The following is a 24,556-nucleotide window of genomic DNA, read 5'->3' as shown; positions in this document are numbered from 1 at the left end:
AGAGATTCCATGAATATAACTGCTGCTTTAGATATTTTAAAAGAAAAAGGATATAAATTCACAGGGAAGCGAGAAAAAATTCTGGAAATATTTTCTGAAGATAATCGTTATCTTTCGGCTAAACATCTTCATCAATTTATGATGAAGGATTATCCTGGTTTAAGCATAGATACGATATACAGGAACATAAAAGTGTTTGAAAAATTGAATATATTAGAATCCACTGAATTAAAAGCAGAAAAACATTATCGCTATAAATGTTCGGAAGAGCATTATCATCATATTATTTGTACCGATTGTGGAACAGTGAAAGAAATAGACATGTGTCCAATGGAAGTAGTCTCTCCTACAGCTGCCGGATTTACTATTACACATCATAAATTTGAGTTATATGGATATTGTGATGAATGCAAGCCATAAATCTACCCTGAATCCCAGAATAAATCTATTTCTCAGATCGTAACAATTACGATAAAATAATAAATGAATAAATCGAATGGAAGTATTAAAGAAGGAGATTTCATATGAAGAAATCATTGCTAATTTCAGCTAGTTTGTCAATAGTGTTGTTGATGGCAGCCTGCGCGGAAGATCGGGAAAATGAAGAAGGAGATGTTTCCAATGAAAAGGAGGAGCCGTTGCAGGTATATACAACCTTGTTTGCCTGGGAATCCCTTGCTTCTGAAATCGGGGGAGAATATGCAGAGGTAGAAAATATTGTACCTCCAGGTACGGATGCTCATAATTATGAACCGACTCCACAGACAGTAATTGATGTGGCGGAAGGAGATGCGTTTATTTATAATGGGGCCGGAATGGACGCATTTGCAGAAGCGATTCAAGAAACATCGGAAGCAGAAGGAGTGCAGTCCATTGAACTAACCGAAGGAATGACACTGCAAGGCTATGTCCAAGAGCACGGCGGCCCCGACGAAGAGGAACACGATAATGATAACGAGGAAGGAGATAATGATAACCATGTAAAAAATATTAATCATGATGCTCCCAACGAGGTGGAAATTCAGGGAATAGCTGAACATTACCATACGGGAGACAATATAATTTTAACAGCTGAACTGGATGAAGATGTGAATTATGACAATTGGCAGTGGTATACACGCGATTATGAAGATGGTAAATGGGAAATAGTTCCTCATATAGAAGATAATAAATTTGAAGGTGAAGCAGAAGTAAATGGTCAGGAAATCAAAGCAGTTTTGATGGATGATAATCAGGAAGCGTATCTCCAATCTTCTCCACAGGAAATTGTTATTGATGATCACGGGGGAGAAGACCCTCATGTATGGCTCGATCCATTACTTGCACTTCAGGGTGCGGAAAAACTGACAGAAGAATTCTCGACTTTGAGGCCAGAACACGAAGAAGAATTTGAAGCAAATTTTGAAGAAGTGAAAGAAAAGCTGGAAGAATTAGATAGTCGCTTTACTGCTCTTTCGGAAGAAGCGGATAAACATGAATTTTTAGTTTCACACTCCGGATATGGTTATTGGAACCATAGATATGGAATTGAACAGATAGGTATTACTGGTATTTCTCCCAGTGACGAGCCTTCCCAGCGCCAGCTTCTGAATATTATTGAGTTAACGGAAGAAAACAATTTAAATAAAATTATGTTCGAGCAAAACATTTCCACAAAAGTAGCAGAAACGGTTAAGAATGAAACAGGGGCAGAAGCATTAACTATTCACAATTTAGAATCGGTAACGAAAGATGATAGTGACGAGGATTATTTTTCTTTAATGGAGGAAAACCTTGAGAATTTGGAAGTCGCCCTGAAGGAGGAATGACGCTATAAAAAAAAAGAAGAATTATTAGGAAAAGTCGCCTTCAAAATAATTTTGAAGGCGACTTTTCACTTTAACAGAGGCAATAATGAAATGGGATAAAAGAAGAATTATGTTTTTCCAATCATATAACTTTGGAAATAGCCTTGATTATTTACTACCTTAGTAGTATTTTTTTTATAAATAAATGTATCTACAAATGGAGTGAAAAGTCATTAAAAGTGAAGTTGTAAGCGCTTTAAAAGATCTTGGTTTAACAGAATATGAAGCAAAAATATACGTTTCACTATTGCGTAATAATCCATCAAACGGGAATGCAATCGCAAATTTATCGGGAGTGCCCAGCCCGAAGGTTTATGAATCATTACGTAAAATGAGAGATCGTGGGCTCGTATTTACTGTTTCTGGAGGAAATAAGAAAAATCAAATTCGTTATACCCCTCTTCCTTATGAGGATTTATTAAAGACTAAGAAAGATTCCTTTATGAATAACTTTCAATATTTAAACCAATTATTACCTGAAATTTCATCTCAGAAAGACACGGGTCAGTCAGAGTTTCTTGTTGTCCAAGGATATATGTCATCGATAGAAACTATACGTTCCGCTATTTCAGAAAGTCAAAGTGAAATAATATTAAGCTGCTGGAGGAAGGAATTTAATGAAGTAAATGATTTACTTATAAAAGCCCACAATCGTGAGGCTACCATTGTAACTTTAACTTTTGATGAAGATGAACTTGATGTACCGTGGGCCGGATTTACTCACATAAACGAAGAAAAAGCACTTGAACTTCACAGAGGAGAATTTTCAATTGTTATTGATAATAAAAAGGCAATATTTTTCGATACCGAAAACTACCCTCCTCACTTAGTGGTATCAAGTCATCCAGTGATGATTTCTACAACTCGAAATTATATAAGGCACGATATATACGTCAATCGAATCCTGAACGATTTTAATGAAGTAATGACAGAATATTACGGTCATGACTTAAAAGACCTTATTAGCGATTTTTAAGTGAAATATGTAGAGAAGCTAAATTACTATAATCTTTTGAAAGTGGAGGAGATAAATATGGAAAAATTAATTATCACAGTGGCTCCCACTGGAGCACAGACCACGCGAAAACATACTCCCTACGTTCCATTAACACCAAAAGAAATCGCAGAATCTATTTATGAATCATGGAAAGCTGGAGCAGCGATTGGTCATGTGCATGTGAAAGATTTAATGGGTGAAAATACAATGGATCTGAAAGTGTATCAGGAAGTAATTGATCGCGTACAAGAGAAATGTGATATCATATTAAATTTAACTACGGCCGGTGGATTGGAAACGTCAGAAGAAGAGCGTCTTAAAGTATGTGATTTAAACCCGGAAATGGCCACATTTGATGCCGGATCAATGAACTTTGGTTCGAGTGTATTTCATAATCCCCCAGGTTTTTTAGAAGAACTCGCTTCCCGAACTCAACTGCGCAGAATAAAACCAGAAATCGAAGTTTTTGATGTAGGTATGATTCATAATGCTTTACGCATAGCCAAAAAAGGATTGTTGGATGAGCCTTTCCATTTTCAGTTTGTTTTAGGAGTGGCAGGCGGGATGCCTGCAACACCAAGAAATTTAATGTATATGGTGGATAGTATTCCGAAAGATTCTACCTGGTCAGCAATTGGTGCAAGTAAAGATCAATTAGCAATTAATACGATGAGTATTTTACTAGGCGGCCATGTAAGAGTGGGGATGGAGGATAGTGTATATTTTCGAAAAGGTGAATTAGCAACAACCAATGCCCAGTTTGTGACACGTATTGTTGAATTGGCAAGAACGTTAGGGAGAGAAATTGCTACTCCTGATGAGGCTCGAGAAATGTTAAAGCTGCAAACAAATACCAAGAATACGATAGGAGAAAGATCATGAAAATTGCAATTCTAGGGGCCGGATCTTTGGGGATAATTATTGGTTCATTAATAAAGAAAGATGGGTATAACGTTGATTTAATAGATATTAATCAGGAAAATATAGATGCATTAAATCAAAACGGAGCGAAACTTACCGGTTTTTTAAATACGACGATTCCTGTCACAGCTAAACATCCTAACGATTTAAATGACGTTTATGATATTATCTTTTTGCTTACAAAGCAAGTTTTCACTCAAGATTCTTTAACTTCCATTTCTTCATAAGGAAAGCATAATTTGTACACTTCAAAACGGCGTGCCAGAAGAAAATGTAGCTTCTATTGTAGGAAAAAACAGAACCGTTGGCGGAGCTGTAGGCTTTGGAGCCACCTGGGCTGGGCCAGGTGTTTCTGAATTAACAACAGAATTTCATATTATGAAGAAATATGCCTTTGACGTAGGGGAACTAAATGGAGAAGTTACAGAACGGATAAAAAATATAAAAAAAATCTTAGATGCTGTCGGTAATTGTGAAATCACATCAAACATACAGGGGGTAAGATGGTCAAAATTACTAATGAACGCTACATTTAGCGGCATGTCTGCCGCTCTCGGTTGTAGTTTTGGAGATGTGTTGAGTAATAAAGTTGCTATGAAAAGTGTAGCTAATATTGCAGATGAGACGATCAAAGTCGCTCATTCCCATCACCTTCAATTAGAAATTATGCAGGGGAAGGATTTCGAATCTTTAGAGTTAAAAAATCAGGAAGATATTTCTAACAAAATTGAATTTTACAGTGAAGTCTGGGGGCCGCACTCAAATTTAAAAGCAAGTATGTTACAGGACTTAGAAAAGGGGAGAAAGACTGAAGTTAACTATATCAATGGACATATTGTAAAAAAAGGAAAGCAAACGAATGTGAGAACACCTTTTAATGAATTGGTTTGTCAACTGGTCCAAGAAGCAGAAAAAATGAAAAAGTCACCTGATTTTAAAGAAAATATCGTTAAATTTCAAGCGTTTATAAACAATAATGTAAGCGCATACAAATAAAACTCACTATTAATATTTTAAAGGCGGTGTAAATCATGGTTATTGCGTTGTTACTCTGGTTAGTTATTATTATTTTTTCAATGGTATTTGGTACATATTTGTGTTATCGGATTGAAAAACACGGGGTTAAACGTTGGGGGGCGACAGGAAGATTATTTAAATACGAGCAAAAAGGAGAGGATTAATTGACATGATATATTTAATAGTTTTTGGCTTTTATGTTGCCTTTATTATATGGACCTCAATAAGAAGTTTACGACAAGCTGAATCAATGTCTGACTTTACCACAGGCGGCCACCGTATGGGGCTCATGTTAGGTATTGGAACTACAACAGCTACCTGGGTCAGCGTTGCTTCAGTAATGGGGGTGCCGGGTTATCTGTATAGTAATGGGGTCTCAGCTATCATTGGCTGGGTGGCGGGGTGGTTTTTGGCTACATCTCTCATTCCAATAGTAGCATACAAGATTAGAAGGCCGGCAACTCCAGCGCGTACTTTTCCTGAATACATTCATCTAAGATTTGAACCCTTTAGAAAGGTCAGTCATTTAAGGACGATTGTTGGAGCCATCATGTTTATTGGATATTTTTTATTTGTTCATTTACAGGTGGTTGGCTTTGGGATTGTATTCTCTACGATTACAGGAATAGATTATAAATATGCCATATTCGCATTTTTAATATTCTTGATTTTCACAAGTATCGGAGGGTTTTGGTCGGTTGCAGCAACAGATACGTTAAATACAACACTAATCCTTGTAGGTATTATTTTAGGGGGAGGGACGGTGCTTGCTGCCACAGGCGGTTGGGATAATATAGTAAACAATATTTCCGCTACTACCAGTCCAACGAATATCGGAGGAGATGAAATCCCAGAAGGATCAATGATTTCTCCAGTTGGAACATTTGGATTAGGCGCCTTATTTGCGATATTTATGTCTAACGCCGTTGGTTCCATCGTTTCCCCACACTGGGTTACAAGAATGCTGGCCCCAAAAAATATCAAAGTGGCTGTCATGCAGATTATGGGATCAGTAATCGTATTAACTGCAATCTTTATACCGTTAATCATCATGGGACTTGGTGCAAAGACATTGATACCCAGCCTTCCTGCAGATCAGTCCACAGACTATATTATCCCGGTAATTATACAGGAGTACACCCCGCCTTTAGTTGGAGCATTGACCCTGGTAGCATTATGCGCAGCAGCGGTCTCTTCTGCAAATTCGATGCTATTACATTGTGCGACTTCCGTATACTACGACGTTTACTTAAATGTATTTTCACAAAAAAAACTTAGTGAAAAGAAATTTAATATGAATCTAAGAGTAGGTATGTTTATAATCGCTGTAATTGCAGTAATTAGCGCTATCACGCCACCTTGGTTCTTAGCAATGGGATACACTTATGTTTATGGAGGGTTTGGTGCAGTATTTTTTGCAGTAGTTATCTTAGGGCTTTATTGGAAACGCATGAATAGAGCTGGAGCATATGTATCGATGCTTGTTGGATTTTTTTCTTATATTGCAGCTCATATTGCAGGGGCAACCAACCCAATCTTAATAGCATTAGCCGCTTCTTTAATTGGAGTATTACTAACAGTATTCTTTACCAAGAAATCACCTGTCGAAGCATATGAGTCCTATTTTGAAGCGGAGGTCAGCAAATCTACAAAGCTTACAATCGATAATGTGCAAAACAAAAGTGACACAGTCGTAATTAATGATGAAGATAAAAAAATGCATGAATTCAATACCGAATTAATTGATTTTAATTAAAAGTTTGAAAAGCATTACCAGGTGCAAGAGTCCTGCTGATCCAGTGGCCCTGACGAGATCTCCCGCAGAACGACTGGAAATTGTCGCTTATGGGAGATCACGCGGGCTGCAAGAGGAAAAGTCTGCAAATTTATAATTGAAAAAGAGAGGGGGGATAGTCGATGAATACCAGATCAGCACAGCTGAGTATGAAAAAATAAATAAGTTAACATAATATATATTATAAGAAGTTAAATTCGAAAATATTAAATAGTCTCAAATACTAAGTAAACTTAAGATAATGAGACAAAAATGATTTTTAACCTCGAAATTTAATAAAATCCCAAGTGTATTCTTCACTTGGGCATCGAGTGCTGTGTATATATTTAAACCATATTCGCCGTAAAATAAATCACCCACACTAATAGCGAAATAGCAATTACCCCTTCTCCGAATACGGATCCTGTCGTAGTTGTAAGTGGAAATCTAACGTTTATTCTTACAGGAAACAATAAACGCACGCCTCTGACAGTAAGCATATCAAGTAATATATGGCTTGCTGCTCCTAACGTTAATCCCAGTTGAACAGCACTGCCGGCATTTCCCTGCCATAATCCGGTCGTTAAATAGATCAATAATAAAAACAATAAACTATGTGTAAATGTTCGGTGGCCTAAAATCGTTCTAATCAGCGTGGATATTATACGTAATCTTCTTCCGAGCCACGATGTCGGCTGGCATATGTCCGGCAGCAAACCTCCGCCCAGTACGGATGCAGAAAAAAACGCTCCATTCGGGCTCCAAAGTGCAAAATCCGGTGGTGAAACAGCAAACAATGCTGTGCCTGCAGCCGCTGCACCTATTAAATGTGTTCCTGCATTCATAAGGTCCACCCTTCTCTTCCGTTATTAGTTTACATAATATATGTATGGTTAACTTCCAGCAATTATATAAAGTTTTCTTCATAGGTACACCCGGAGCCTTCACCGCTCCGGGCATTTTGTTAAAGGTCACTGGCCTTCTTGGTTACCATTCACTTTTGATTTCTGATTTTCTTTTTTAAAGTTTACCGTTTTCCAGATGTCAATAACTGCACCATTCTCTTTCGTGTCAACTACAAATGATCCATTGCTGTATCGATCATTCTCGCGTAATGCCCTGGTTGGTTCACTTATCTGGTTGTGCTTGTCAGTATACATCTCAATCGTTGTTTCCTCAGTTCCTGAAAGTTTTACCAATCCGATTATACGGTGAGGATTAGATTTTAATTGCCGCAGTATTTGCAGCCCCCTCTTTGCCCTGCTGCTCACATCTACTTCTTTAAGCGGCATTTTTTTAACTGCTCCGCGCTGTGTAGCGATAAGAACGTTTGTTTTCTCCTCCGGAGAATATACAATACCGTTTACTAATGAATCGCCGTCCTTTAAATTAATTCCTTTTACACCGGCGGCACGCTGTCCAATTGGAGCTGCTTCTTCTTCTGAAAAACGCAGTCCGTACCCCATTTCTGTAGCAAGAAAAATTTCTTGATTTCCATCAGTAACTTCTACGTTTCTTAGTTCATCCTGTTCTTTTATCTTCACAGCCATCATTGCTCTCGAATATCTCTGAGCTTTGTATTCAGAGAGTGCCGTTTTTTTCACCATGCCGTTTTTAGTGAAAAATATTAGGTATTTATTTTCTGTAAATTCACGTACGGGTATCGCTTTAATTAAACTGTCATCTGCCTCAAGCTGCACAATATTTCCGATATGCTGACCGTTATCTTTCCAGCGGATATCCGCCATTTGATGCACCGGCATGTAAAGATACTGTCCTTTTTTTGTAAAAAGCAGGAGTGTATCCGTAGTATTCATCTCCTGAAAGAACAATAAATTATCGGTTTCTTTCATCCCCGGCGGCTCGGTATTCGACGCAGTATAAGAGCGGGTGCTTGTCCGTTTCACATAGCCTTCTTTTGTTGCTGTGACAATGACATCTTCCGCAGGAATCATTACTTCCATATTAATTTTCAATTCTTCAATTTTATCTTCAATAACAGTGCGTCGTTCGTCATTGTAAGTTTTTTTAATACGTTTTAATTCGGCCTTTATTACTTGAATAAGCTTCTTTTCGCTGCCAAGAATTTCCTTAAGGCGTTCAATTTCTTTTTTTAGTTCATCTGCTTCTTTTTCCAGCGTTGTGATATCCGTGTTTGTTAAACGATACAGCTGTAAATTAACGATCGCTTCTGCCTGCTCATCGGTGAAGCCGAAGGACGAAATTAAGTTATCCTTTGCATCTTTTTTGTCTTTTGAAGCACGGATTTCAGCAATAACTTCATCTAGAATGGAAATCGCTTTGATTAGTCCTTCTACGATATGTTGTCTTGTTTCAGCTTTATTCAAATTATATCGAGTGCGGTTAAGGACTACTTCTTTTTGGTGGTTGATATAGGCATCTAACATCTGCTTAATTCCAAGCAGCTGGGGGGTCTTATTATGAATAGCCACCATATTGAAATTATATGACACCTGCAGATCCGTCGTTTTATATAAGTAATTGATGATGCTGTCAGGGTCAGCTTCTTTTTTCAGCTCTACTACAATTCGAAGGCCTGTACGGTCAGTATCATCACGAACCTCTGCAATTCCTTCTACTTTTTTATCAAAACGAATTTCATCCATTTTTTTGACGAGATTCGATTTTACGATATCATAAGGAATTTCAGTTATAACGATTTGTTTCTTTCCGCCGCGGATCGTTTCAATTTCTGTTTTGGCACGAACAATGATTTTTCCTTTGCCGCTTTCATAAGCTTTTTTTATACCGTCGGTTCCTTGAATAATTCCTCCCGTTGGGAAATCAGGGCCTTTTATGACAGTCATTAATTGATCGACCGTGCAGTCAGGCTTATCAATCTGCATCATGACAGACTCTATAACTTCTCCAAGATGATGAGGAGGAATATCAGTGGCATACCCGGATGATATGCCGGTAGATCCGTTGACTAAGAGATTTGGATACATTGCCGGCAGGACGACCGGCTCTTCTATCGTATCGTCAAAATTTAAAATATGCTCTACGGTGTTTTTTTCTATATCTTTCAATAATTCTGCAGCAATTGGTGATAATCTAGTTTCGGTATAACGCATGGCGGCTGGCGGGTCTCCATCGATGGAGCCATTGTTTCCGTGCATCTCCACCAGCAGATTGCGTACTTTCCATTGCTGACTCATTCGGACCATCGCTTCATATACAGATGAATCACCATGGGGATGGTAGTTGCCGATAACGTTACCGACAGTTTTTGCTGCCTTTCGATACGGCTTGTCAGAAGTATTACCGTCCTGCAGCATTGCATATAATATCCGGCGCTGTACGGGCTTTAAGCCATCTCTCGCATCCGGGAGGGCTCTTTCCTGAATGATATATTTGCTGTAACGGCCGAATCTGTCGCCGAGTACTTCTTCTAATGGTAAATCAAGATATTTCTCTGCTTCTGCCACTATTGGCCCTCCTCGGTATGAAGGTTTTCGTTGTCGAGGATGTTAGATTCTTCCTCAAGTCCGAACGCAACGTGAGATTCAATCCATTTTCTGCGAGGCTCCACTTTATCGCCCATCAAGGTAGTCACGCGTTTATCCGCTCTCGCTAAATCATCCACAGTAACACGGATAAGGGTGCGTGTCTCCGGGTTCATCGTCGTTTCCCAGAGCTGGGTCGCATCCATTTCCCCCAGACCTTTATAACGCTGGATTGAATATCCCCTCCCAACTTTTTTTATAGCATCCTTTTGGCCATCCTCATCCCAGGCGTATTCAACTTTTTGCTTTGCCCCGGTTCCTTTGCTTACCTTATATAATGGCGGCAGTGCAATATAAATCTTGCCTGCTTCTACAAGAGGCCGCATATAGCGGTAAAAAAAGGTAAGCAGCAGTACCTGAATATGAGCGCCGTCTGTATCAGCATCTGTCATGATGACGACCTTATCGTAGTTACGGTCAGCAATCGTGAAATCAGCACCGACGCCTGCTCCCAGTGCATAAATAATTGTACGGATCTCTTCGTTTTTCATGATATCATCGAGCTTTGCTTTTTCCGTATTTATCACTTTTCCACGCAGCGGCAGTACCGCCTGAAACTTACGGTCTCTCCCTTGTTTCGCCGACCCTCCGGCAGAATCGCCTTCTACAAGATAAAGCTCGTTTCGCTCCGGGTTTTTCGATTGTGCGGGAGTCAGCTTTCCGCTTAAAAGAGCGTCTTTTTTACGGTTCTTCTTTCCACTTCTTGCTTCCTCGCGTGCTTTGCGGGCTGCTTCTCGTGCCTGCGAAGCTTTAATTGCTTTTTTGATAAGCATTGAGCTGATGGTCGGGTTTTCTTCAAAGAAATAGGTCAGTTTATCGGAGACGACCTGATCGACTGCAGAGCGGGCTTCTGTGGTGCCGAGTTTACCTTTAGTCTGCCCCTCAAATTGTAGGAGATCCTCTGGTATCCGGATGGAGATAACGCCTGTAAATCCTTCACGGATATCAGAGCCGTCCAGGTTTTTCTCTTTATCCTTGAGAAGACTCATTTTCCTTGCGTACTCATTCACTGCCCTGGTAAGCGCTGTTTTTGCACCTGATTCGTGTGTTCCTCCATCTTTCGTTCGAACGTTGTTAACAAAGGAGAGGACGTTTTCTGTATAGGCATCATTAAATTGAAACGCAATCTCTACTTCGATGTCGTTGTTTTTACCTTCGAAATACACGACTGGGTGCAGCACTTCTTTATCTTCATTCAAGTACTCGACAAATGCTTTAATTCCGGTATCATACGCATAAACTTCTTCAATCTTATCTGTTGAACGTTCATCTCTAAGCCGGATGGCTACCCCATTTAATAAAAAGGCAGCTTCTTTCAGCCGTTCCGACAATATATCAAATTGGTACGACGTAGTGCTGAATATTTCCGGATCTGGTTTGAAATGAATCGTTGTGCCGGTGCGTTTTGTCTTTCCCTGCTGTTTTAAGTCCGTAATAGGTTTGCCCCCATTAGCAAACTCCTGGGTATATACACTGCCGTCCCGGTGGATGGTCACTGTCAGCCATTCGGAAAGTGCATTAACAACAGAAGCACCGACCCCGTGCAGGCCTCCACTGGTAGAATAACCTCCCTGCCCGAACTTGCCTCCGGCGTGAAGAACAGTGAAAATTACTTCAGCTGTTGATTTTCCAGTTCGGTGCGTTCCGGTTGGAATACCCCTGCCTTGATCGGAAACGGTCACACTGTGATCCTTGTGAAGAATAACGTCAATCGTATTTCCAAACCCTGCCAAGGCCTCATCTACAGCATTATCTAATATTTCGAATACCAGGTGATGGAGGCCGCGGGAATCCGTGCTTCCAATATACATCCCCGGTCGTTTGCGAACAGCGTCAAGACCTTCCAGCACCTGGATGGCATCATCATTGTAATCAAAGGCTTGTTTCTGCGACAATGGCTCTTGCTCCTTTCTGAAACTCAACCAAACATAATCTATACTATAACATAACATATTGGAACGTATGTTTCATATTGATAAGTAAGGTTCAATATACTCCTCATTTTACCTGCTTCTTTCAAAAAGCCAAGAAATTTTTATACTAAACCAAGTTATTCTTTATGAAAAAGGAGCGCTCATTTTTAGGAGCGCTCCAGCTTTTTCTATTATTTTATCCTTTGATATTCAACTTTAATACATTTATCCATAATTACTGTCATTCCTGCCCCATTTGCTGTCTCATAGGCTTTCTCATTTGAGAGACCAAGCTGAGCCCAGAAAACTTCGCAGTCCAATCCGGCTGCTTCCTCTGCGACTTCTGGTAAATGCTCACTGCGTCGAAATACATTAATGATATCCACCGGTCCTTCGATTTCTGTCAATGATGCATATGCTGGCTGGCCCAGCGCTTCTTTGATTGTCGGGTTCACCGGCAGAATTTCATAGCCTGCTTCCTGCATAACCTTGCTCACCTGATAGGAAGTGCGCTCTGGATTATTAGAAAGCCCAACCACCGCAATTCGTCTGCTTCTGTTCAAAATATCTTTAATTTCTTCCTGGCTTGGATTTTTAATAGTAGTCATGTGTGTGCCTCCTTTATCATTCGAGAAATCCGTTTTCTGTCAAATAGTCCTCTGCAACTTCGGAAGGGTCTGCATCTTTATAGTCTACCATATAGTTCATGTCCTGCATCTCTTCATCAGAAATTTCGCCGCCAAGTTGATTGAGGATATCTTCAATCTCTGGATACTCCTCTAAGGTCTCCTCTTTCAGAAGAGGAGCGCCTTGATATGGCGGGAAGAAATCCTGATCATCCTCTAATAATGTTAAGTCAAACTCTACAATATCTGCATCTGTTGCGTATGCATCAATCACATCGACATCTCCAGTCTGCACTGCTCTCGTGCGCAGCCCGGGCTCCATTGTTTCTACTGTATCAAATGTAAAATCATAGACATCACTCATTCCTTTATAGCCGTCGCTCCGGTCGGCAAATTCAAATGTGAAGCCGGCAACCAGATTATCGGCTTCAGATGCTGCATCTGAAATTGTCTGCACTTCTAATTCTTCAGCCAGGTCCTCATTCATTGCCAGTGCATACGTGTTATTAAATTGCATCGGCTCAAGAAGTGCCATATTGTGCTCCTCGCTCATACCTGCTCTGGTTTCTTCATAGACATCTGCTTCACTGCTTCCTGGTTCCGCTTCTTGATTCAACAGCTCTACAAGCGCTGTGCCCGTGAACTCGAGATACATATCGACTTCATCAGAGCGAAGGGCATTAAAGGCGACATCAGTGCTTCCCATCCCCGAGTCAACCGCAACACTAATATCTGTTTCCTCTTCAATCAGATGTTTATACATGTTTGCAATAATTTCCGGTTCTGCGCCAACTTTTCCTCCTACGACCAGCTCTGTCTGCTGGCTTGCAGTTACAAGCGGAGTAAATACAATGGCAAGAGAAATACCGAGCACTACCATAATCGGCGTAATGGATTTTCCCTGCGATTGTTTTTCCATCATTCGTAAAATAAAATCAAAAAAGAGAGCAAGCAGTGCAGCAGGTATCGCCCCGAGAAGAATGTAAGCATTATTAGCCCGGTCAATTCCTGTCATGATAAAATCACCGAGTCCCCCCGCGCTGATCAGTGCAGCAAGAGTAGCTGTTCCGACAATAAGTACCATCGAAGTGCGGACACCAGCCATGATGACAGGCATAGCCATTGGAAGTTCAATTTTCTGCAGACGCTGCATGGAGGACATGCCCATTCCTGTTGCAGCTTCAATCAACGAAGGATCCACACCTTTAATACCGGTATATGTATTGCGAAGAACAGGCAGCAAAGCGTATGCCGTAAGGGCAACCACTGCAGGAACAGTACCGATTTGATTTAATAATAAAATCATAAATCCAAGAAGGGCCAGGCTGGGTATAGTTTGCAGCACGGCTGCTACACCAATGACCGGTTCTGCTATTTTTTGTTTGCGTGATAGCATAATACCGAGCGGAACAGCAATTAACACAGCACAAAGCAAAGACAGCACTGACATGTAGATATGCTCCCACATTAAATTCCAAAATTGATCCTGGCGCTCAATAAACATGCTCGCTACTTCTGAAAAAATGCTCATTTAGATACGCTCCTTTTCTTTAGCAGCCTGGTCTTTCTGCATAAAAAGAACGATATCTTTATAGCTGAGCACCCCGATGACTTTTTCGTCATCTACAATCTTTAGAGCCTGTTTTTCTGTTTGATCAAAATAAGGAACTGCATCTCTCAGAGGAAGATTCGAATGCACAGTCACACCTTCCGCTATGTCTCTTTCTTCAGCCCGGTCATCGGATAGAATATCTTTGACAGGAACATCCCATGCGCTCCGCCGATCCCCGATAAAGTCTTTGACAAAGTCGTTTTCCGGAGAAGTGGTAATTTCCTGAGGCGTGCCGATCTGAACTACTTCTCCTTCTTTCATAATACAAATGCGGTCACCAAGAGCAAGAGCCTCATCTATATCGTGAGTGACAAACACAATCGTTTTTTTGATATCTGTCTGAAGCCTGCGGATATCTTTTTGAAGCTGTTCCCGGCTGAGTGGATCGAGGGCACTGAATGGTTCATCCATAATAACCACGTCAGGATCTGCCGCAAGGGCACGGATTACTCCGATGCGCTGCTGCTGGCCTCCTGAAAGCTCGGAAGGCACCCTCGTTTTGTAAACTTCCGGTTCGAGTCCAACCATATGGAGAAGTTCGTTTACTCGCTGCTTTATTTTGTCCCTGCTCCATTTTTGGAGCTCCGGCACTACGGCAATATTTTCTTCAATATTCATAGTTGGAAAAAGTGCGATCTGCTGTAGAACATATCCTGTCTTCCAGCGGAGCTCCTGCACATTCCAATCCTTTAAATACTTACCTTCTCGGGAAATATTACCTCCTGTCGGCTCTTCAAGCCGGTTTATCATTTTTAAAGTGGTCGTTTTTCCACAACCGCTAGGACCGATAAGAACAAATAGTTCCCCTTTTTCGATGGTAAAATCGATATTGTTTACAGCTAGTGTTCCATCCTTGAATTTCTTTGAGACTTGTTGGAATGAGATCATAGCGTTATCCTTTCATAGGTCTTAATTCTATCATTTACCCGAAACTAGTACTTTCAAACGAGACAAAGCAAAAAACCTGCCACAATTCTTGTGACAGGCAGCGTGTAATTTATTTAAATGACGACACCTCCATCGACGCTAAGGACCGTTCCGGTAATAAAACGGGCTTCATCGGACGCGAGAAACGCATAGGCATCAGCTATATCCTCTGGGCGTCCAAGGTCCTGGAGGACTGATTTTTCTTTCATCGTCTGCAGCACTTTTTCCGGCATTTTCTCTGTCATTGGGCTTAAAATAAACCCGGGGGCCACTGAATTAACTCGAATCTGATAGCGTCCCAGCTCTTTTGCCCACGATTTAGTCATTCCATTGAGGCCGGCTTTTGTGGCGGCGTAGTTTGTCTGCCCAAAGTTACCGTACATGCCAACAACAGAGGAAGCATTTAAGATCACCCCGCGGTTTTTTTGTTTCATGTGAGGAGCGAGAGCTTTCGTCATCAAAAAAACACCCTTCAAATTTACATTTATTACTTGATCCCACTGCTCTTCTTCCATTTTTAAAAGCTGGGCATCCGAAGTAATGCCGGCATTATTAACGAGAATATGAATGTCTTCGAAATGAGAAATCGCTTTAGAAACGATGGCCTCAGTATCTTGTTTACTAGTGACATCCCCCTGCAGCGCCAACACCTCCCCACCCTTTTCTTGTAAAATTGAGGCGGTTTTCAATACATCTTCGAGATGAAGGTCAACTAACACTACTTTTGCCCCTTCACGGACAAATTTATCTGCGGCTGCCGCACCGATTCCACGGGCAGCGCCAGTAATAATAGCGGTTTTATGTTGTAATCTCATTATTGGATTTCCTCCTGAATAATATAGCTTTTTAAATTAGGCCGATCATGGCAAGCAAGATCGCGACTCCGACAGAAAGCACCGGAATACCAACAGCAACCACGAATATATCCTTATAACAGTCTTTGTGGGTCATACCAGTGATTGCAAGCAGCGTCAGGACAGCTCCATTATGTGGCAGCGCGTCAAGCCCCCCGGATGATAACGAAGCAACTCGGTGAAATGCTTCCGGATCTACTCCAGTTTCCATAGCTATTTCATAATATCTTGATCCAAGTGCTTCAAGCGCGATTCCCATGCCCCCTGAGGCAGATCCGGTTGCACCTGCTAAAATATTAACTGCGATTGCTTCTGATATGAGCGGACTGCCTTTTACCCCCATTAATATTTCTGTTAATCGTTCAAAACCTGGTACTGCCTGAACTACGGTGCCGAAGCCTACGGCAGCACTTGTATTAATAATCGCTGTAACTGACCCGGCAGCACCACCGTTGATAGCTTGAACAAACTTCTTCACCTTATAGGCATTCAACAGCATAATTAAAACAATTCCGGATAATAACGCAACGATAATATCCCAGCCCAGTAAATTTAATGTAAGCAGAACAGTAAGCAGCGGCAGGAGAGACAAGAGAAATGGCGGGGTGCTTTCCTCCTCGCCAAACACTTTTTTATCCTTTGGCTCTGTATATTGTTCTCCAGCCTGCTGCAGCTTTCCTTCTCTCCATCGTAAATAAAAGTATCCTCCAAATGACATCACAGACCCGGCAGCGATCCCCATGATAGGAGCAGCTGTTGCAGATGTTTCAAAATAATCAATCGGAATGAGATTTTGAATCTGCGGGGTGCCGGGAATGGCTGTCATCGTAAACGTAAACGCACCTAGTGCGACGGTCGGCGGAATAAGGCGCCTGGAAATATTTGCTTCGCGGAAAAGTGTCAACGCGAGTGGATAGACGGCAAAAACAACGACAAAAAGACTCACACCGCCATAGGTTAGTACAGCTGCTGACACAAGTACTCCGAGGATCGCCCGTTTTGTACCGATGAGCTTAGTGAGCGCCACCGCAACTGAACGTGCCATCCCGGTGTCCTCCATTAATTTTCCAAATACAGCTCCCAGCATAAAAACTGGAAACCATTGCTGGGCAAATCCCACAAAACCACTCATGTACGTATCCTTATAGGCATCGAGCAGGTCAAGGCCGCCGGTGAGGGCAACGACACCTGCTGCAATCGGCGCCACCCAAATAATCGACCAGCCAAGATAAGCAAGTACCATCAAAACAATTAAACCCAATAGTATTCCGAACATATAGTTTTCCCCCTTATCTCTGTTTCAGTACGTATTAATTTGCTGTGACGGGTTTTCCTTTTTGGAAGGTAAGGTTCATTTTTTCTTCATGAAAAATGGATGCATTCATTTTTCGCACATTATCGACCACGACTGGCTGAAAATCCATCTGCGCGAAGATATCCCGCTCTATCTCAATGCCCGGAGCGTATTCAATCAATTCCAGACCGGAGCGTCCGAGTTTGAATACTGCCCGTTCTGTGACATAGTAAACTTCCTGACCGGTTTCATTGGCGTATTCTCCACTGAAGGTAATATGTTCTACCTCCCTGAGAAATTTTTTGATGCGGCCTTCTTTAACAATTTCGAGGCGGCCGCCGGCTACACGAAGCTCCAGTCCTCCTGCGGTAAATGTTCCGCAGAATACGACTTTCTTGGCATTCTGGGAAATGTTAATAAATCCGCCGGCTCCAGCAATTTTAGGACCGAATTTACTAACGTTAACATTTCCCGCTGCATCGGACTGAGCAAGACCCAGAAAAGCGACATCAAGTCCACCGCCATCATAAAAATCAAATTGATAAGGCTGATCAATGATGATGTCCGGATTGGTGGCTGCTCCAAAGCTTAACCCGCCAGCCGGCACCCCGCCTATCGGTCCGGATTCAACCGTCAGCCGCATTTCTTTTCCAATTCCTTCTTCATTGGCAACCATGGCTACTCCTTCCGGCATACCGATCCCAAGATTTGTGATCGCCGCAGGCACAAGTTCCATTGCTGAGCGTCTCGCAATTACTTTTCGCTCATCGAGAGGAAGTGTTCCAAGCGATGCGGTGGAGGATTTGATCTCACCGCTGTAGGCAGGATTATAATGTTCACCAAAAGTCTGCATGTGATTTTCTGGCGCTGATTCAACAATCGCATCCACATAAATGCCGGGAATTTTAGCCATTCGTGGATCAATGCTTCCATTCTCTACTACTTTTTCGACCTGCAGTATGACTATGCCCCCGGAATTTCTAACTGCCTGGGCAATTGATAAAATTTCCAGAGTGCCTGCTTCCTTCTGCATGGAAGCGTTTCCGTTTTCATCGGCAAAAGTTGCGCGTAACAGGGCAGTGTGAATTGGAAAAGTTTTATATAAAAGATAATATTTTCCGTGTATGGTGGTTAATTCAACATGTTCTTCTGTCGTGCATTGATTGAGTCTGCCTCCATCATTTCGTGGATCTACAAAGGTTTTAAGTCCAACGTGAGTTAATGTGCCGGGTTTTCCTGCCGCGATATCACGGAATAAATGAGTAATCACGCCCTGTGGCAGGTTATAAGCTTCAATTTTGTTTTCGATGGCGAGCTTTTGAAGCTTAGGTGCCAGGCCCCAGTGTCCGCCGATTACTTTTTTTACAAGACCCTCGTGGCCGAGATGGTTTAATCCTTTTCGTTTTCCATCCCCCTGACCGGCAGCGTAGACGATGGTAACATTGGCCGGATGCTGCTCTTCTTGAAACCTCTCCTCTACTGCTTTGGTTAATTCTTCTGCGTGCCCATTTCCAACGAAACCGCCCGTTGCAATGGTGGCCCCGTCCGGAATGAGCTGTACTGCCTCTCGTGCAGTCATCACTTTTGACATAGCTCTTGCCTTCCTTTCTTGAAATCGCTTACTTATCGACACTGTATGGTTAAAGTTGCAAGATTCATGCCAAAAAAAGCCCCCCTGCTGCCGCGGAAACGGCGGGGACAGAGGGGGTATCCTTATGATGCACAGAACTAAGTGTAAACTTTTACGGACAATATAAAAGCGTTTACATTATAAATGTTAACTTTTCAGTACAGTCTGTTCAGTGTATTGTTCAAATATTGAACAATACTGTTCATTGAGAAGGCAGTTCATTGCAGCTTGTATTTATTAATTTTTTCATATAAAGATGTTCTGCTGATTCCAAGCCAGCCGGCGGCCTGACTTTTATTACCGTCAGCTTTTTTTAAACTGGTGCTGATGGCTTCTTTTTCCGCTGCTTCCACTGTTGCTGAAAGGGGTAGAATCTGCTCCTCTGACAATTGTCCAGTAATTCTGGTAGATAAATGTCGTTCTTCTATAAAAGAATGCGGGTCCGCCATATTAATGGAGCGTTCAAGAACATTTTCCAGCTCACGGATGTTTCCCGGCCAGTCATAATCAGAAAGCAGACGTAACGCCTGGTCCGAAATGCCGCGGATGTGTTTTCCAAGCAGCTGGGAAATCCGTTTAATGATTAACTTGGAGAGCAGCACGATATCTTCTTTTCTCTCTTTTAAAGAAGGTATATGGATAGGCATAACATGAAGGCGATAATAAAGGTCCATCCGGAAGTCTCCGCGTTGTACCATGTCTTCAAGGTTTCGGTTTGTCGCTGCTATAATGCGGACATCGATGGCTGTTGATTGGTGGGAACCAACCTTTTCTACTTCCTTTTCCTGCAAAACACGCAAAAATTTAACCTGCATATGCAGTGGAAGTTCCCCTACCTCATCGAGAAAAATCGTACCTCCTTCCGCAGCTTCAAATTTTCCTTTCTTACCGCCTTTTCTCGCCCCCGTAAAAGAACCCTCTACATAGCCGAACAGTTCCGATTCAAGGAGCTCTGCCGGAATTGCGGCACAGTTGATTTTTACAAAATTACCGGGAGCTCTTGCGCTGGCATTATGAATAGCATGTGCAAATAATTCTTTTCCGGTGCCGCTTTCCCCAAGCAGGAGAACATTTGAGCTGGTCTGAGCTGCTTTTTCCGCTGTTTGTTTCGTACAGCGGATAATATTACTATCGCCGGCGATGTTTGAAAATTGATATTTGGCCTGATTTTGTTCTTGAAACTCTCCTTTATATTGCTTCAGTTCTTTTTCCATACGGTGAATTCTTTTATATAACGAATTAAAGCCTCCGACATTCTTAAACAGCACTTTGCCGACCGCCCCGGTGCATTCACCATTTTTTATGATTGGAATGCGGCTTGCGATCATGTAGTCTCCTTTAATGCGCTGAAGGTCTGCAATTTCTGCTTTGCCACTTTTCGCGACGATGTGCATGCGCGTGTTCTCTACGACCTCCGTGCAGTGCCTGCCAAGTACGTCTTCGGCATCCACCTCTAAAAATTCTGCGTATTCTTGACTGAGCATAGTGACAAACCCATCCTGGTCCACCATAATAATCCCGTCATACAAATACTCATAAATGGTTTCCAGCGTTTCTGCCCTGCCTCCTGTTTTTTCCCAGAATGAAGAGGTATTGTCTTCTAAAAGTGCATAGAGAACGGCTTTTCTGTGAGAGAAAGTAACTATTTTTTTTCGAACCTTAAACGTGCGGTCAGGAGTGGAAAACGTCATGTTTTTTTCTTGATTATCCACCATGTTTTGAAGAATATCAGCTTCTCTTTTCGTAAAAATCTTGCTTTCCGAAGACTTATCGCCTTTCTGAAACGAAGCGGCGGCCCGCTCATTTAAGAACAAGATCTCTCCGTTTTCATCTGTGATGATCACCGGCTCATGGACGGCGTGAAGTAGATACGCCGCCTTTATGTCTTCTTTTCGCAGCGGCTTCAAAAACAGAGTGACCGATTGTTCCGGAGATTCTCCTGCAATAATCATTTCAAAAATATCATTTTTATGTACGATTCCAAGTGCTTGATCATCTTTTGTAATAACAACGGCTTCCTCTGCATAATTTTCCTTTAATATTCTGGCGGCTTCCTGAATCGAAGTATTAACAGGAATAGTCAGTTCTGATTTTTTCATAAGATCCACCTCATATTGATAAATACAGCCTGCTCCAACTATTAAAGCAGGCTGTGCCCGTTATCGCTCAACAATGAGAGCAGTTCCCTGTCCGCCGCCGATACAAAGTGTCGCAAGTCCGCGGGAGGCTTCCCTGCGTTTCATTTCATGGAGAAGCGTGACGAGAACTCTTGCTCCAGAAGCGCCGATCGGGTGGCCGAGCGCAATAGCCCCGCCATTTACATTCACTTTATCAGATTCTAACTCTAAATCTTTGACGACCGCGAGTGACTGGGCTGCAAATGCTTCATTTGCTTCAATCAGATCGATATCAGAAATAGATAACCTCGCTCGTTCAAGTGCCTGCTTTGATGCCGGAACAGGTCCGTATCCCATTATTTTGGGGTCCAGTGCAGCATTCCCGTAAGAACGAATCGCAGCAAGCGGTTCGACTCCCAATTTTTCGGCTTTTTCCCGGGACATCACCACAACCATAGCACTGCCGTCATTTATACCGGAGGCGTTACCGGCAGTGACCGTTCCATTCTTTTTAAAGGCAGGTTTTAATTTCCCCAGCTTCTCGGATGTTAACCCCGTTTTTGGAAATTCGTCCGTATCTATCAACAAAGGCTCTTCTTTTCGCTGTGGAACCTCCACCGGCACAATTTCCTCTTTAAATCTACCTGCGGATATAGCTGCCTGTGCCCTTTGCTGGCTTTGCAGGGCAAAGGCATCCTGTTCTTCCCTTGAAAAGTTCCATTGCTCGGCGATGTTCTCTGCGGTAATGCCCATATGAATGTTGTGGAAAGAATCCATTAAACCATCACTCATCATCGTATCAATGATGCTGCCATCACCCATTCTCTGGCCCCAGCGGGCTTTCGGCAGGACATAAGGCGCATTGCTCATTGATTCTGTTCCGCCTGCTAAAATCACATCAGCATCACCAAGTGCAATAAATTGTGCTGCCATGCTGATGGTTCGCAGTCCGGAACCACATAATTTATTGACTGTCATCGCGGGAGTCGACTCCGGAAGACCGCTGTAAATAGCTATTTGCCTTGCCACATTTTGACCTGACCCAGCAGACAGTATATTACCGACAATAACATCTTCAATATCCGATGGAGAAATTCCGGCTCGTTCGACCGCCGCTTTCGCCGCGGTGACTCCGAGATCTACCGCTGATTTTCCAGAAAGTGTTCCTCCAAAGCTTCCAATTGGTGTCCTGACGGCACTTACAATTACTGCTTCTCTCATAATTATTAGCTCCTCCTTTACATAAATAAGAGGGAAGATCATCTCCCTCCCCTCTCATATTTAATGCAATTATTGTGCCAGAATAGATTAAAAGCTGTACAATGAACGGTATTTGTCTGTTAAGTATTGAATGAGCGGTTCCGGGTTCGTGCCTTCTCCGGCGGCGTCCTGAATGATTTCAACCGGCTGCTTCTTCCGCCCATGCTGATGAACTTTATTGGTAAGCCATTCTCTTATTGGTGAAAGTTCTCCTGAGCCGCAGAGCTCATCAAAATTCGGAAGGTCTTTATTCATCGCTTGTTTTAACTGGGCTGCGTATATATATCCGAGTGCATAAGAAGGAAAGTATCCAAAGGCGCCAAACGACCAGTGCACATCCTGAAGCACCCCTTTTCCATTATGCGGCGGCACGATACCTAAATACTCGTCCATTTTTTCATTCCATAGACTGGGAAGGTCTGCTACATTCACTTCTCCGCTGATGAGATCTTTTTCAATCTCATATCTTAAAATAATATGAAGGGCATACGTCATTTCGTCAGCTTCAATACGGATTAAAGATGGTTTTGCTTCGTTAATGGCTTTATAAAAAGCATCAAGCGGAACATCGTTAAATTGGCCAGGTGCATATGATTTTAACAGCTCATAATTTTTCTCCCAGAAATGGTAGTTCCGGCCGACAAAATTTTCCCAAAAGAGGGATTGAGATTCATGAATACCCATGGAAGCCCCATCACAAAGAGCCGTTCCAATTAATTTGGCAGAGAGGTTTTGTTCGTACAGAGCATGGCCGCCTTCGTGGATGGTTCCGAATACCGCGGTGCGAAAATCAGATTCGTCGTATTTAGTCGTGACCCTGACATCATTCGGGTTTAATCCTATGGCAAATGGATGAACGGTTTTATCTAATCTTCCGGCGTCAAAGTCATATGTCATTTGGTTTAAAATATCCAGACTGAAACTGCGTTGTTTCTCTGCAGGAAAGTGCTCAAAGAGAAAGTCTGTAGCAGGTTGATGGGAAGACTGGGTGACTCCTTTCACTAATGGAGCCAAGCCCTGGCGGAGACGGCTGAAAACGTCGTCGAGTGTCGCGACATCCATTCCAGGTTCGTAGTCTTCAAGCAGCGCATCGTATGGATGCTTTTCATATCCCCAGTAATCAGCGAAGCGCCGGCTGAAATCGACAATTTTTTCTAAGTATGGCTGAAATGTCTCAAAATCTGCATTTTCTTTGGCGTCCTCCCAGACTGATTCGGTTTTTGACGTTAAAATACTGTATTCTTTAAATTCGTTTTCCGGGATTTTTTTAAAACGGTCGTATTCTTTTTTCATTTCTCTTGCAGAGAGACGACTGATCTCTGATATCTTTTTTTCGGCCCCATTTTCCAAAATAGTATCAAGATATTCGCCTGTTTCAGGGGAGGTTCTTAATTTAAATAGCTCGGTTGAAAGGGTACCAATCGCTTCTGACCGCTGATCCACTCCTTTTCTTGGTGCTCCGGTGCGTGCGTCCCACTGCATGAGACCCAAAGCCTGTTCATATGAGGAAATTTTTTTCATGTGCTCCTGAAAGGCAGCTTCTGTTTGTTCAATGGATTTACTCAATACATTCGCTCCTTTAGTACTTTCATTATTTATTTCGACTTCAGAAATACATTCTTCACGAATGTCTAAATTCCTGCTGCTAGATCTATTTTAGCATATTTTTTTCTTCTCTTTTCCAGCAGTGCTATACTAAAAGAAGAAGATTGCTGGCAGGGAAAGGAGAGTTTCATGCAGCTAACTTTAACCAAGGAAGCAGCGGCATTATATAAAGAGGAAATGTCACTTGCAGATGGAGCTTATGTTCGATTGTTTGTCCGTATCGGAGGAGTCGGCTCCGGCGGTTTTTCAATAGGAGTAGGCAAAGAAAAACCTGAAGCGGAGGCATATACACTTCAGGTGGAGGGAATTTTATTTTTTGTAAATCCGCAGGATCAATGGTATCTTGACGGAATGACGATATCGTATGATCCTTCCATTGATTATTTACATTTTGAAAATCCTAATTTTCATGATGTGATCAATCCGGAATAGCATTAACGCGAGTGATTTAATTGATACAGCCACGCTTTCTGCAGGCACTGTTTCGCTTCCTCAATTGCTTCAGCTGCTGGAAAGCTGTCCTTTTCATGTTTAGTGGAAATGACGGCTTTTTCTGCATTTTCAATAGCTTTTTCTACTTTTTTCAATAAGTAGCATTCGTTATCAGTAAACATATCGTTCCTCCTTGAATAGGC

The 24,556-nt window shown here is 42.1% G+C and carries 21 protein-coding genes and 1 pseudogene; 9 read left to right on the top strand and 13 right to left on the bottom strand.

The features are described from left to right. The first annotated feature begins 9 nt into the window (after positions 1-9). The 8 genes and pseudogenes from ACE4RR_RS14790 (at position 10) to ACE4RR_RS14755 (ending at position 6,538) form a co-directional block, all read left to right on the top strand. On the top strand, positions 10-420 hold the full coding sequence (locus tag ACE4RR_RS14790) for a Fur family transcriptional regulator (RefSeq protein ID WP_375536199.1): 411 nt from the start codon (positions 10-12) through the stop codon (positions 418-420). A gap of 104 nt (positions 421-524) precedes the next feature. Next, a complete protein-coding gene (locus ACE4RR_RS14785) occupies positions 525-1,808 on the top strand; it encodes a metal ABC transporter solute-binding protein, Zn/Mn family (protein ID WP_375536198.1) in 1,284 nt (427 codons plus the stop codon). A 211-nt stretch (positions 1,809-2,019) separates the two neighbouring features. Beyond that, positions 2,020-2,823 carry a TrmB family transcriptional regulator gene (locus ACE4RR_RS14780; RefSeq protein ID WP_375536223.1) on the top strand — a complete coding sequence of 268 codons (804 nt, stop codon included), beginning with the start codon at positions 2,020-2,022 and terminating at the stop codon, positions 2,821-2,823. A gap of 57 nt (positions 2,824-2,880) precedes the next feature. Continuing rightward, positions 2,881-3,726 carry a beta-keto acid cleavage family enzyme gene (locus ACE4RR_RS14775; protein WP_375536197.1) on the top strand — a complete coding sequence of 282 codons (846 nt, stop codon included), beginning with the start codon at positions 2,881-2,883 and terminating at the stop codon, positions 3,724-3,726. Next, positions 3,723-4,074: pseudogene (locus ACE4RR_RS14770) on the top strand (ketopantoate reductase family protein); the annotation flags it as partial. The gene ACE4RR_RS14775 and the pseudogene ACE4RR_RS14770, both read left to right, overlap by 4 nt. A 69-nt stretch (positions 4,075-4,143) precedes the next feature. After that, positions 4,144-4,761 carry a ketopantoate reductase family protein gene (locus ACE4RR_RS14765; RefSeq protein WP_375536222.1) on the top strand — a complete coding sequence of 206 codons (618 nt, stop codon included), beginning with the start codon at positions 4,144-4,146 and terminating at the stop codon, positions 4,759-4,761. Between the two features lie 35 nt (positions 4,762-4,796). Further along, on the top strand, positions 4,797-4,946 hold the full coding sequence (locus ACE4RR_RS14760) for a hypothetical protein (protein WP_375536196.1): 150 nt from the start codon (positions 4,797-4,799) through the stop codon (positions 4,944-4,946). A gap of 5 nt (positions 4,947-4,951) precedes the next feature. Beyond that, complete coding sequence (locus ACE4RR_RS14755; RefSeq protein WP_375536195.1) at positions 4,952-6,538, top strand: sodium:solute symporter family protein; 1,587 nt, start codon at positions 4,952-4,954, stop codon at positions 6,536-6,538. A gap of 365 nt (positions 6,539-6,903) precedes the next feature. Here the strand turns inward: ACE4RR_RS14755 and ACE4RR_RS14750 are convergent, their stop codons facing one another. The 12 genes from ACE4RR_RS14750 to ACE4RR_RS14695 all read right to left on the bottom strand — a co-directional run bounded on the left by ACE4RR_RS14750 (position 6,904) and on the right by ACE4RR_RS14695 (position 23,882). Next, positions 6,904-7,401, bottom strand: a complete 498-nt coding sequence (locus ACE4RR_RS14750; RefSeq protein ID WP_375536194.1) for a metal-dependent hydrolase — start codon at positions 7,399-7,401, stop codon at positions 6,904-6,906. Positions 7,402-7,527: 126 nt separating this feature from the next. Beyond that, the gene (parC, locus tag ACE4RR_RS14745; protein ID WP_375536193.1) at positions 7,528-10,005 is read right to left on the bottom strand and encodes a DNA topoisomerase IV subunit A; all 2,478 of its coding nucleotides are present in this window, start codon (positions 10,003-10,005) and stop codon (positions 7,528-7,530) included. After that, positions 10,005-11,978, bottom strand: a complete 1,974-nt coding sequence (gene parE / locus ACE4RR_RS14740; protein ID WP_375536192.1) for a DNA topoisomerase IV subunit B — start codon at positions 11,976-11,978, stop codon at positions 10,005-10,007. Before parE ends, parC begins: the two co-directional genes overlap by 1 nt. 209 nt (positions 11,979-12,187) lie before the next feature. Then, positions 12,188-12,604 carry a CoA-binding protein gene (locus tag ACE4RR_RS14735; protein WP_375536191.1) on the bottom strand — a complete coding sequence of 139 codons (417 nt, stop codon included), beginning with the start codon at positions 12,602-12,604 and terminating at the stop codon, positions 12,188-12,190. Between the two features lie 16 nt (positions 12,605-12,620). Next, a complete protein-coding gene (locus tag ACE4RR_RS14730; protein WP_375536190.1) occupies positions 12,621-14,153 on the bottom strand; it encodes an ABC transporter permease/substrate-binding protein in 1,533 nt (510 codons plus the stop codon). Continuing rightward, positions 14,154-15,122, bottom strand: coding sequence for an ABC transporter ATP-binding protein (locus ACE4RR_RS14725; protein WP_375536189.1), 969 nt, complete (start codon positions 15,120-15,122; stop codon positions 14,154-14,156). Between the two features lie 113 nt (positions 15,123-15,235). Next, positions 15,236-15,976 (bottom strand): 3-oxoacyl-ACP reductase FabG, encoded by a 741-nt coding sequence (gene fabG, locus ACE4RR_RS14720; RefSeq protein ID WP_375536188.1) that lies wholly within the window; start codon positions 15,974-15,976, stop codon positions 15,236-15,238. A 31-nt stretch (positions 15,977-16,007) separates the two neighbouring features. Then, a complete protein-coding gene (locus ACE4RR_RS14715) occupies positions 16,008-17,291 on the bottom strand; it encodes a GntP family permease (protein ID WP_375536187.1) in 1,284 nt (427 codons plus the stop codon). Positions 17,292-17,325: 34 nt separating this feature from the next. Continuing rightward, positions 17,326-18,900, bottom strand: a complete 1,575-nt coding sequence (locus ACE4RR_RS14710) for an acyl CoA:acetate/3-ketoacid CoA transferase (RefSeq protein ID WP_375536186.1) — start codon at positions 18,898-18,900, stop codon at positions 17,326-17,328. 257 nt (positions 18,901-19,157) lie between these two features. Next, entirely contained in the window at positions 19,158-21,038 is a 1,881-nt protein-coding gene (locus ACE4RR_RS14705) for a sigma 54-interacting transcriptional regulator (RefSeq protein ID WP_375536185.1), read from the bottom strand. A 60-nt stretch (positions 21,039-21,098) separates the two neighbouring features. Next, complete coding sequence (locus ACE4RR_RS14700) at positions 21,099-22,277, bottom strand: acetyl-CoA C-acetyltransferase (RefSeq protein ID WP_375536184.1); 1,179 nt, start codon at positions 22,275-22,277, stop codon at positions 21,099-21,101. Between the two features lie 87 nt (positions 22,278-22,364). Beyond that, positions 22,365-23,882 (bottom strand): carboxypeptidase M32, encoded by a 1,518-nt coding sequence (locus ACE4RR_RS14695; protein WP_375536183.1) that lies wholly within the window; start codon positions 23,880-23,882, stop codon positions 22,365-22,367. A gap of 168 nt (positions 23,883-24,050) precedes the next feature. Between ACE4RR_RS14695 and ACE4RR_RS14690 the strand changes: the two genes are divergently transcribed. Then, entirely contained in the window at positions 24,051-24,353 is a 303-nt protein-coding gene (locus ACE4RR_RS14690) for a HesB/YadR/YfhF family protein (RefSeq protein WP_375536182.1), read from the top strand. 2 nt (positions 24,354-24,355) lie between these two features. Here the strand turns inward: ACE4RR_RS14690 and ACE4RR_RS14685 are convergent, their stop codons facing one another. Further along, positions 24,356-24,535: a hypothetical protein gene (locus ACE4RR_RS14685; protein ID WP_375536181.1), complete on the bottom strand. Its 180-nt coding sequence runs from the start codon at positions 24,533-24,535 to the stop codon at positions 24,356-24,358. Positions 24,536-24,556: the final 21 nt, after the last annotated feature.

The sequence above is a fragment of the Alteribacillus sp. HJP-4 genome, from assembly GCF_042139015.1.
Classification (GTDB): domain Bacteria; phylum Bacillota; class Bacilli; order Bacillales; family Marinococcaceae; genus JBHIKY01.
Note: the sequence above shows the minus strand (reverse complement) of the source record. Positions and strands in the feature narration are given on the sequence as shown.